General features: G+C 71.3%; 9 protein-coding genes. 8 read left to right on the forward strand and 1 reads right to left on the reverse strand.

The genetic code is table 11. The features are described 5' to 3' along the window. The first annotated feature begins 8 nt into the window (after positions 1-8). The 4 genes from E2C06_RS27365 (at position 9) to E2C06_RS27380 (ending at position 4225) form a co-directional block, all read left to right on the forward strand. On the forward strand, positions 9-1265 hold the full coding sequence (locus E2C06_RS27365) for an ABC transporter substrate-binding protein (protein ID WP_133291762.1): 1257 nt from the start codon (positions 9-11) through the stop codon (positions 1263-1265). Further along, complete coding sequence (locus E2C06_RS27370) at positions 1246-2277, forward strand: ABC transporter permease (RefSeq protein ID WP_241671498.1); 1032 nt, start codon at positions 1246-1248, stop codon at positions 2275-2277. Before E2C06_RS27365 ends, E2C06_RS27370 begins: the two co-directional genes overlap by 20 nt. A gap of 3 nt (positions 2278-2280) precedes the next feature. Further along, positions 2281-3150: an ABC transporter permease gene (locus E2C06_RS27375; RefSeq protein WP_133291763.1), complete on the forward strand. Its 870-nt coding sequence runs from the start codon at positions 2281-2283 to the stop codon at positions 3148-3150. Between the two features lie 67 nt (positions 3151-3217). Next, on the forward strand, positions 3218-4225 hold the full coding sequence (locus E2C06_RS27380; protein WP_133291764.1) for a Bug family tripartite tricarboxylate transporter substrate binding protein: 1008 nt from the start codon (positions 3218-3220) through the stop codon (positions 4223-4225). A 106-nt stretch (positions 4226-4331) separates the two neighbouring features. Here the strand turns inward: E2C06_RS27380 and E2C06_RS27385 are convergent, their stop codons facing one another. Next, positions 4332-5237, reverse strand: coding sequence for a fumarylacetoacetate hydrolase family protein (locus E2C06_RS27385; protein ID WP_133291765.1), 906 nt, complete (start codon positions 5235-5237; stop codon positions 4332-4334). A 195-nt stretch (positions 5238-5432) separates the two neighbouring features. Here E2C06_RS27385 and E2C06_RS27390 point away from each other — a divergent pair, with 195 nt between their 5' ends. The 4 genes from E2C06_RS27390 to bcsA form a co-directional block, all read left to right on the forward strand. Further along, positions 5433-6521: a glycosyl hydrolase family 8 gene (locus E2C06_RS27390; protein ID WP_206664708.1), complete on the forward strand. Its 1089-nt coding sequence runs from the start codon at positions 5433-5435 to the stop codon at positions 6519-6521. A gap of 85 nt (positions 6522-6606) precedes the next feature. Beyond that, the gene (locus tag E2C06_RS27395; protein ID WP_133291766.1) at positions 6607-7335 is read left to right on the forward strand and encodes a hypothetical protein; all 729 of its coding nucleotides are present in this window, start codon (positions 6607-6609) and stop codon (positions 7333-7335) included. 14 nt (positions 7336-7349) lie between these two features. Continuing rightward, positions 7350-8147 carry a cellulose biosynthesis protein BcsQ gene (gene bcsQ / locus E2C06_RS27400; RefSeq protein WP_133291767.1) on the forward strand — a complete coding sequence of 266 codons (798 nt, stop codon included), beginning with the start codon at positions 7350-7352 and terminating at the stop codon, positions 8145-8147. Continuing rightward, on the forward strand, positions 8144-10378 hold a 2235-nt coding region (gene bcsA, locus E2C06_RS27405), incomplete at its 3' end, for a UDP-forming cellulose synthase catalytic subunit (RefSeq protein WP_133291768.1). The genes bcsQ and bcsA, both read left to right, overlap by 4 nt.

Below are 10378 nucleotides of genomic sequence, written 5' to 3' on the forward strand. Positions count from 1 at the left end.
GGGGACCGATGGAGACCAGGGGCTTCGGGCGGCGCGACGCGCTGAAGGCCGCGGCGGGCGCCGCGGCCGCGGCGCTGGCGGCGCCGGCGGTGCATGCGCAGGGGCCGGTGGTGCTGCGCTACGTCGGCACCGCGGTGAACCAGTCGAAGGAAATCAAGGACAAGGTCCGCGAAGACCTCGGCATCGTCATCGAATACGTCCCGGTCACGTCCGACGACGTGGTGCGGCGGGCGGTGACCCAGCCGAACAGCTTCGACATCCTCGACAGCGAATACTGGATGCTGAAGAAGATCATCCCGTCCGGCAACCTGCACGGCATGGATGCGAAGCGGATCAAGCTGGTCGACCAGATCACCCCGGTCTTCACCAAGGGCGAGATCGGCGGCAGGAAGATCGGCGACCAGGGCACCGCGCCGCGCAAGGTCAGCTTCCTGCCGGCGCGCGAGGCGAAGAGCTTCGCCACCGAGCAGACCCAGTGGATGACGCTGATCCCGACCACCTACAACGCCGACACGCTCGGCATCCGGCCGGACAAGATCGGCCGCCCCGTGACCTCCTGGGCCGACCTGCTGAACCCCGAGTTCAAGGGCCGCGCGGCGCTGCTGAACATCCCCTCGATCGGCATCATGGATGCGGCGATGGTGGTCGAGGCGACCGGCCAGCACAAATATGCCGACAAGGGCAACATGACCCGGGCCGAGATCGACCTGACCATGAAGGTGCTGACCGAGGCCAAGCGGGCCGGGCAGTTCCGGGCCTTCTGGAAGGACTTCAACGAGAGCGTCAACCTGATGGCCTCGGGCGAGGTGGTCATCCAGTCCATGTGGTCGCCGGCGGTGACCGCGGTGCGCAGCAAGGGCGTGCCCTGCGTCTACCAGCCGCTGAAGGAGGGCTACCGCGCCTGGGCCGCCGGCTTCGGCATCCCGAAGACGCTGACGGGCAAGAAGCTCGATGCCACCTACGACTTCATCAACTGGTTCCTGTCCGGCTGGGCCGGCGCCTTTCTCAACCGGCAGGGCTACTACTCCGCCGTGCTGTCGACGGCGAAGGCCAACATGCAGCCCTATGAATGGGCCTTCTGGATGGAGGGCAAGCCGGCCGAGCAGGACATCAAGGCGCCGGACGGCACCGTGATGGAGAAGGCCGGCTCGGTCCGCGACGGCGGCAGCTACGAGGCCCGGATGGGCGGCGTCGCCTGCTGGAACGCGGTGATGGACGAGAACGACTACATGGTCAGGAAATGGAATGAGTTCATCGCTGCCTGATCCCGTGCGGTCGGCGGAGGGGACGGCGGCAGCGCCGCCGTCCCACCGGAGCCGTGAAGCGGACGGGCCGGCGGCTGCGCTGGCGATGGAGGGGCCGGCGGTCTCGCCGGCCCCCGTCATCGCCGCGGCCGCACCGCCCGCACGCCGGTCCTGGGCGCCGCTGCTGCAGGCGACGCCGCTGGGACTGGTGCTGCTGTTCTTCTTCGTCTTCCCGCTGCTGGCAACCGGCGTGGTCAGCCTGTGGAACTACACCGAATACTCGCTGGTGCCCGACGTCACGGGGCGCAACTACGTCGAGATGTTCGAGGGCTGCGGCGACCTCTCGAACGGGCTCTGCACCACCTTCCGCACCTACATCTCGACGCTCAGGCTCTGCGGCATGGTCTGGGCGATCACCCTGCTGCTGGGCTTCACCGTCGCCTATTTCCTCTGCTTCCACGTGCGCTCCGACAGCGTGCGGATGGGGCTCTTCCTGCTCTGCACCGCGCCCTTCCTGACGTCCAACGTCATCCGCATGATCTCCTGGATCCCGCTGCTCGGGCGGGAGGGCGCGGTGAACCAGTTCCTGGTCGGCGCCGGGCTGGCGGATGCGCCGCAGGACTGGCTGCTGTTCTCGCCCTTCTCGGTCGTGCTGGCCTTCGTCCACCTCTACACGCTGTTCGTCGTCGTGCCGGTCTTCAACAGCATGATGCGGATCGACCACCGGCTGCTGGAAGCGGCGCGCGATGCCGGCGCCAGCGGCTGGCAGACGCTCTGGCACGTGGTGGTGCCGCTGGCCAAGCCCGGGATCGTCATCGGCTCGATCTTCGTCATCGTGCTGGTGATGGGCGACTTCGTCACCATCGGCGTCATGGGCGGGCAGCAGATCGCCTCGGTCGGCAAGATCATCCAGGTGCAGATGTCCTACCTGCAGTTCCCCGCCGCCGCGGCGCAGGCCGTGGTGCTGCTGGCCCTGGTGCTGATCATCATCGCCATCATGACGAAGCTCGTCGACATCCGGCGGGAGCTCTAGCCGATGGAAGACCGCCGCCCCGGCAGCTTCTGGCTGCTCGCCCTCTTCTTCACGGTCTTCGTCGTCTTCCTCTATGGCCCGACGCTGACCATCCTGGTGCTCTCCTTCCAGGGGCCGGAGGGCGGCTTGACCTTCCCGCTCCAGGGCTTCTCCACCCATTGGTACGAGACGCTGTGGCGCGGCGCGGGCGTCATCGATATCTGGGCCTCCTTCCGCCGCTCGGCGAAGCTCGGCCTGGTGGTGATGGTGCTGACCACGCTGATCTCGCTCGCGGCCGGCTATGCCTTCCGCCGGCGCTTCTTTGGGCAGTCCCTGCTGTTCCACCTGACGGTGGCAAGCCTCATCGTGCCCTCGATCGTCGTCTCGCTCGGCATCGCGCTCGAGTTCCGGCTGGTCGACGACACGGTGAAGGCGCTGGCTGAGGCCTGGCAGGTCGAATGGCTGGCGGACTACGCGACCGCGATGGGGCTCTTCACCTCCGGCCTCGGCGCCCACCTGACCTGGACGCTGCCCTTCGGCCTGCTGATCATGTTCGCCGTCTTCAACCGCTTTCCCGCGCAGCTCGAGGAAGCGGCGCGGGACCTCGGCGCCTCCCCCTGGCAGGTCTTCCGCCATGTGGTGCTGCCGCTGATCGGGCCGAGCCTGGTCGGCGTGGCGCTGTTCGGCTTCACCCTGTCCTGGGACGAGATCGCGCGGTCGTCCCAGGCGATCGGCGACACCAATACCCTGCCGCTCGAGCTGCAGGGGCTGACCAGCACGGTGACCACGCCCGAGATCTATGCTCTCGGCACGCTCACCACCGGCGTCTCGGTGCTGGTGATCGGCCTGTCCTTCGCCGCCATCGCGCTCTGGCGGCGGCTGCGGCGGGCCTGAGCGGCGGGAACGCGGGCGGGCCGCTGGCGCTGAGGCGGGGACCCCCCACCACCGCAGGACCACCGCCATGCCGATCACGGCCCCCGCCGCCACCCGCCGCGCCGTGCTGCTCGGCGGCCTCGCCGCGCCGCTCCTCGCCCGCGCCCAGCCCATCGCCGGCGGCAGGCCGGTCCGGCTGGTCGTGCCCTATGCCGCGGGCGGGGCGGTGGACATGGTCGGGCGGCTGGTCGCCGAGCGGATGGGGCCGGCGCTGGGGCAGGAGGTGGTGGTCGACAACCGTTCCGGCGCCGCCGGCATCGTCGGCGCGGATGCGGTGGCGAAGGCGCGGCCGGATGGCGGCACCCTCGGCGTCATCGGCATGACCACGCTCTGCGCCTACAAGGCGCTGTATTCGAAGCTGCCCTTCGACCCGGACACCGCCTTCGCGCCGGTCTCGCAGGTCAGCGCCGGGACGGTGGTGTGCTGCGTGAACCCGGCCCGCGCGCGGGAGGAGGGCTGGACCGACTTCCGCGCCCTGGTCGCCTGGGCGCGGCAACGCCCGGAGCAGCTGCGCTTCGGCTATGCCGGCGTCGGCACGACCGCGCATTTCATGGTGGCGGCGCTGCAGCAGGCGACCGGGGCGAAACTGCTGATGGTGACCTATCGCGGCGGCGCGCCGGCGGTGGCCGACCTGCAGGCCGGCGTGATCGACATGATGTTCGAGCTGACCCCCGGCCTGACGCCGCTCATCGAGTCCGGCGACGCCCTGCCGCTCGCGGTGGGCAGCCGGGAGAGGCTGCCGGCGCTGCCGCAGGTGCCGGCCATGGGCGAGTTCGGCGACCTCGGCCTGGCGGATTACGACATCCAGGCCTGGGAGGCCGTGATGGCCCCGGCCGGCACCCCGCCCGAGACCCTGGCGCGGCTGAACGCCGCCGTGCGCGCGGCCGGCGACAACCCCGCGCTGGCCGAGCGCCTGCGCCCGACCGGCTTCCGGGTCGCCACCTCGGCCAGCCCCGGGGCGCTGGCCGGGAAGATCCGCGACGAGATCCCGCTCTGGCGGCGGCTGGTCGAGGTTTCCGGCGCGAAGCTCGACTGAGCCGGCCCGCCTGCGATCGTCCTGGGTGGAAACACGCAGGACGTAAATTGCCGGCTCGACAAACCCTGGACCGATGGTGTCCCGGTACGGCCAGGGCAACTTCGGCCTAGGCCGCGCGGACCGTGTTGCGCAGCCGGCCGATGCCGTCGATCTCGCATTCGATCACGTCGCCGGGCTGCAGGGTCTTCGGCGGCACCATGGCATAGCCGACGCCCTCCGGCGTGCCGGTGATGATCACGTCGCCGGGCTTCAGGGTGAAGCCGATCGAGAGCTGGTGGATGATCTCGCGCACGTCGAAGATCATCTTGGCGGTGTTGCTCTCCTGCCGCTTCTCCCCGTTCACGAAGCAGCGGATGCCGGTGTTCAGCGCGTCCAGCTCCCCGGCCGGGACGATCCAGGGGCCGAGCGGGCAGGAGCGGTCGAGCGACTTGCCCTTGAACCACTGGCCGTAGCGGCGCTGCAGGTCGCGCCCCGTCACGTCATTGCCGATGGTCCAGCCGAAGACGTGGTCGAGCGCGCGCTCCTTCGGGATGTCGGTGCCCTCGGTGCCGATGATGGCGGCCAGTTCCACCTCGTAGTCCAGCCACTGGGTGACGCCGGTATGGGCGGGGATCCAGTCCTCGGGCGCGATGACGGTGTCGGGCGCCTTGGTGAAGAATTGCGGGAATTTCGGCAGCTCGGAATTGGTGATGCCGCGGGTGCGGTCGCCCTCCGCCACATGGTCCATGTAGTTGCGGCCGACGCAGAAGACGTTGCGGCGCGGCCGGGGGATCGGCGCCAGCAGGGTCCAGGCGCCGGCCGGCAGGATGGCGGCGGCGGGCGGGTTGGTGGCCAGGGTCTGCACCGCGGCCAGCGCCGCGGCGCCGCCCTCGATCAGCGCCAGCATGTCCTGGGTGCGGCCGGCCAGCGCGCCGCCCGGCGCCACCGCCGAAAGGTCGAGCATGCCGCCATCCGGCAGCACGGCGCCGACGCGCGGCCCCTTGGCATCGGTGAATGTGGCGAGCCTGGTCATGGTCCATCCTCCCTGCGCGGGATTCGCAGCGCGGCAGGGGACCGCGCGCGGCCGCCGCTGGCAAGCCCCCCGGGCCGGCCGAGCCGCCCTGCGGAATGGTTGCTGCGGGTAATAGATTGGCTACTTCGAGTTGTTACCCCCAGGGTGATCGGCCAGCATGGGGCCTGCTCGGTCCCTCAGGCATGGTGCTCCGCGGTGCTGGCCGGCCATCCCATCCCATCCCGTTCCGACCGCCGCCGGGCCCTTGCCCTGCTGGCCATGGTCCCGGCCTCGGCCGGCGCCCAGCCGGCCGACCCGGCAGGGCCGCGGATGGATGCCGGCCGCGCGGCCTGGGCCGCCTTCCAGGCGCGTTTCGTCGCGCCGGACGGCCGGGTGATCGATACCGGCAACGGCGGGATCTCGCATTCCGAGGGCCAGGGCTGGGCCATGCTGCTGGCGGTGCGGGCGGATGACCGGCGGGGCTTCGACCGGCTGCATGCCTGGACCCGCCGCACCCTGCAGCGGCCGCGCGACGCGCTGCATGCCTGGCGTTTCCGGCCGGATGCGGCGATGCCGGTCGACGACCCGAACAATGCGACCGATGGCGATCTCTGCATCGCCTGGGCGCTGCTGGAGGCCGGGCAGCGCTGGGGCAATGCGGGCCACCTCGCCGCCGGCGCGGCGATCGGCCGCGACCTGCTGCGCCTGCTGGTGCGGCCGGCGGCCAGCTTCGGCGTGCTGCTGCCCGGCATCCAGGGCTTCGAGCGGACCGACCACCTGGTGGTCAACCTGTCCTACTACGTCTTCCCCGCCTTCCGGCTGCTGGCCCAGGCGGTGCCGGATGCCGCCTGGGCCCGGCTGGCGGCGGACGGGCTGACGCTGCTGCGGCTGGCGCGGTTCGGGCGCTGGCAACTGCCGCCCGACTGGCTGCAGGTCGCCCGGCAGGATGCCGCGCTGGCGCCGGCGGCGGGCTGGCCGGCGCGCTTCTCCTTCGATGCGGTGCGGGTGCCGCTCTGGCTGGCCTGGGCGGGGCTGTGGCGGGAGCCGGCCCTGCTGCAGGCGCACCGGTTCTGGACCGCCTCCGCGCCGCCGCCGGCCTGGGTGGACCTCGAGACCGGCTCGACTGCGCCCTATCCGGCCTTGCCGGGCATGGTCGCCGTGGCCCGCCTGGCGGCCTCCGACGGACGAACGGGTCCGTTTCACCCGTCTGCTCGCGAAATTGTTGAATCGTTCGACTACTACTCGACGATGCTGATTCTGCTGTCCGCCTGGGCCTTGCAGGAGAATGCCACCCCACCTGGTTGAGAGGAGTGGACGAAATTCGAGGAAATATGTTTATTTTTTCGACGTTTGATTGCATGTGGCAGGCAGCAAAGGACGCTGTAGTGGTATGTCCCAGGACAATGACATCGCGCGGGTTGCGGCGGCGCTCGGGGCGCCGGGCCTGAAGTACCGGAGCTTCGGGAACGAGCCGGTGCGGCCGCGAATCCCGCCCGAAGCAAAGGGTGCGGAAAGGAATCGCGCGCTAGATGCGACCATCGGGCACGACCTCGTCGCTCCGATGCCAGCCGAGGAGCCGCGCCCCACCATGAAGATGATCGCCGAGGCCCTCTCGCCCAGCGCTATGCCGCCCGCCGGACCCTTCCCGGCGGCGGCCGCGCCGGCCTGGCCGCTGCTCGACGCCCTCTCGGCACCCATGGTGGCCGAGACGCGGGAGCCGGCCCGCGGCACGCTGGTGCAGCTCTTCGGCGATCTCGCCGCACCGGGGCCCGCCACGCCCCCGCCGGTCGCAACCCTGCCCGCTGCGTCCCTGGCGTTGCCGGCTGCCGCCTTCGCGCCGCCCGCCGCCGTGCCGGCCGCCATCCCGGCGGCGGGAGCCCTGCCGCCGGCCGCGCCCGTCGCGCCGGCGATCCCCGCAAGCCCGGCGGCGGGTCCCTTTCCGGCAACCTGGGCACCGCTGGCGCCGGCGGCGGCCACGCCGGCCGCGGCGCCCGGCCTGGTTCCGGCGGACCGGGTGACCACCCCGCTGGCCGAGGTCCTGCAGAACCTCGGCCGCGGCGGGCCGGCGGCCAATCCGGTCTTCGCCGGGCTGCGGCTGCCCGGCAACGGCTCCCGCTAGGCCGCCGGCGCGAGATGCCCCTGATCTGCATCGCATCGCCCAAGGGCGGGGTCGGCAAGACCACGCTGTCCGCCAACCTCGCCGATGCCCTGCGGCGGCAGGGGTGCCGCGTGCTCGCCATGGATCTCGACCCGCAGAACGCCCTGCGGCTGCATTTCGGGGTCGCGCTGACCGACCGCGGCGGCTTCCTGGCGCAGCTGGCGCATGGGCTGACCTGGCGCGACGCGGTGCGGCAGACCGCGGCCGGGGTCGCGCTGCTGCCGCATGGCACGGTCGCCATGGCCGATGCGCTGGCGACGGTTGCCATGCTCGAGCGGGCGCCGGAACTGCTGGTCGGCGCGCTGCGGGAGATGCTGGCCGACCCCTCGCTGATCGTGGTGGCGGACCTGCCGCCCGGCCCGTCCCGGGTGCTCGAGCTGATGGCGCCGCATGCGGCCATGACGGTGGTGGTGCTGCTGGCCGACGCCTATGGCGCGGCGCTGATGCCGGAGATCGACAGCGGCCGCTTCCTCGGCCTCGGCGCGCTCTACGGGCCGCAGCCGGACCGCCTGCGGCTGGTGCTGAACCAGGTGGACTACGGCTCCCGCCTGTCCCGCACGGTGGCCCAGGCGCTGGCCCGGCATCTCGGCCCGCGCCTGCTCGGCGCCCTGGCGCGCGAGGACGCGGTGGGGGAGGCGCTGGCCGCCCAGCGCCTGCTGCTGGACAGCGCCCCGGCCAGCCGCGCGGCGCTCGACGTTCGTGCCCTCGGCCGGACCATCGCCGACGCGCTGCCCCTGCCGGTCGAAGCCGCCGCCGGCTGGTGGGCCCGATGAGCCACCAGCATCGCCGCGACTGGCTGGCCCGCACCCCGCTGGCGCGCACCCGGATCGGCGGCATCGCCATGGTGCTGTTCGGCCTGTCGATCGCCAGCACCGTCGTGCTGACCCCGCTCTCGGCCGAGCAGCAGGGCATCTTCGCCATCGGCGGCTTCCTGCTGGCGCTGCTGCTCGGCAGGATCCCCGGCCACGCCATGACCATCGCCCTCGCCGCGCTCTCCTGCATGGTGTCGCTGCGCTACATCTTCTGGCGGCTGAGCGACACGCTCGACTACACCGGCTGGGTCCAGACCTTCCTCGGCACCGGCCTGCTGCTGGCGGAGATCTACGCGGTCGTCGCGCTGGTCATCGCCTATGTGCAGAATGCCTGGCCGCTCGACCGCAAGCCGGTCCCGCTGCCCGACGACCTCGCCGAATGGCCGAGCGTCGACGTCTATATCCCGAGCTACAACGAGTCGCTGGACATCGTAAAGCCGACCGTGCTGGCCGCGCTCGCGCTCGACTGGCCGGCCGACAAGCTGAACGTCATCGTGCTCGACGACGGCCGCCGTCCGGAATTCCGCGAGTTCTGCGCCAAGGTCGGCTGCGGCTACCTCATCCGCCCGGACAACAAGGGCGCCAAGGCCGGCAACATCAACCACGCGCTCACCAAGACCTCGGGCGAGTACATCACCATCTTCGACTGCGACCACGTGCCCACGCGCGCCTTCCTGCAGCTGACCATGGGCTGGATGCTGCGCGACAAGGGGCTCTGCATGGTGCAGACGCCGCACCACTTCTACTCGCCCGACCCCTTCGAGCGGAACCTCGCCAGCGGCGAGGCGGTGCCGAACGAGAGCCTGCTCTTCTACGGCCTCGTGCAGATGGGCAACGACTTCTGGGGGGCGACCTTCTTCTGCGGCTCCTGCGCCGTCATTCGCCGCACCGCGCTCGAGGGCATCGGCGGCGTGCCGACCTCGACGGTGACCGAGGACTGCCACGCCTCGCTGCGGATGCAGAAGGCCGGCTGGCGCACCGCCTATCTCCGCATCCCGCTGGCCGCCGGGCTCGCCACCGAACGGCTGATGCTGCACATCGGCCAGCGCCTGCGCTGGGGCCGCGGCATGATCCAGATCCTGCGGACGGAGAACCCGCTGACCGCGCCCAGCCTGAACTGGCCGCAGCGGCTCTGCTACTTCATGGCGATGTTCCACTTCCTGTTCCCGCTGCCGCGCTTCGTCTTCCTGACGGCGCCGCTGGCCTGGCTGCTGCTGGGAGAGAACGTGATCGCCGCCTCGCCGCTTGCCATCCTCGCCTATGCCGGGCCGCACATCCTGCATTCGACCATGGCCGGCAGCCGGCTGCAGGGGCATGTCCGGCATTCCTTCTGGTCGGAAATCTATGAAGCCGTGCTCGCGGTCTATCTGGTGCCGGTGATGCTGGCGACCCTCCTCGATCCCCGCAAAGGCAAGTTCAACGTGACCGACAAGGGCGGCACGCTGCAGGAAGGCTATTTCGACCTGCGCGCGGTGGGGCCGAACATGGTGCTTGCCGGATTCCTGATGATCGGCGTGCTCTGGGGCTTCGTCGGCATTATCACGCACGCGCCCGGCTCGCTGGAATTCCAGGCCTACGCGCTGAACCTCTTCTGGGGCACGCTCTGCCTGATCACCGTGCTGGCCGGCCTCGCCGTCGGCCGCGAGCGGCGTCAGGTGCGCGAACGGGCGCGGGTCGGCGCCGAGGTGCGCGGCAGCATCCGCCTGGCCGATGGCCGCACGGTGCTGGCCGGCACGCGCGACCTGTCGCTCGGCGGCGCCGCGCTCGATGCGCCGCGGCCGGAGGGACTGGCCACCGACTGTCCGGTCACGCTCACGCTCGATGTAGGCGGCGGCAGCGTGGACATCCCGGCCGAGGTGCTGCGCTGGACCGAGCAGCGCGTGCAGCTTCGCTTCGTGCCGCGCAACCTGGAGGACGAAGGCCATGTGGTACGGGCGGTATTCGGCCGGGCCGATGCCTGGGTCGACTGGGACGACGTGCGCCGCGACCGTCCGCTGCGCGCCTTTCTCGAAGTGATGCGGAGCGTCAGCGGCCTGTTCCGCGGCGGCTCGCAGTTCTCGCAGATGCTCGGGCTCGGGATGCGGAAGGCGCCGCAGCCGCGCGCGGCCGTGGCGATGGCGGTTGCCGCGCCGCCCGCCTCGCCGGCAGCCGGGCCGGCCGGCGCTGCCCCGGCCATGCCTGCCGTGCCGCCG

The organism is Dankookia rubra (genome assembly GCF_004355005.1).
Taxonomy (GTDB): Bacteria; Pseudomonadota; Alphaproteobacteria; order Acetobacterales; family Acetobacteraceae; genus Paracraurococcus; species Paracraurococcus ruber_A.

Coding starts and splice junctions, on each gene's coding strand:
- E2C06_RS27365 (WP_133291762.1), top strand. CDS start 9: ATGGAGACCAGGGGCTTCGGGCGGCGCGACGCGCTGAAGGCCGCGGCG.
- E2C06_RS27370 (WP_241671498.1), top strand. CDS start 1,246: ATGAGTTCATCGCTGCCTGATCCCGTGCGGTCGGCGGAGGGGACGGCG.
- E2C06_RS27375 (WP_133291763.1), top strand. CDS start 2,281: ATGGAAGACCGCCGCCCCGGCAGCTTCTGGCTGCTCGCCCTCTTCTTC.
- E2C06_RS27380 (WP_133291764.1), top strand. CDS start 3,218: ATGCCGATCACGGCCCCCGCCGCCACCCGCCGCGCCGTGCTGCTCGGC.
- E2C06_RS27385 (WP_133291765.1), bottom strand. CDS start 5,237: ATGACCAGGCTCGCCACATTCACCGATGCCAAGGGGCCGCGCGTCGGC.
- E2C06_RS27395 (WP_133291766.1), top strand. CDS start 6,607: ATGTCCCAGGACAATGACATCGCGCGGGTTGCGGCGGCGCTCGGGGCG.
- bcsQ (WP_133291767.1), top strand. CDS start 7,350: ATGCCCCTGATCTGCATCGCATCGCCCAAGGGCGGGGTCGGCAAGACC.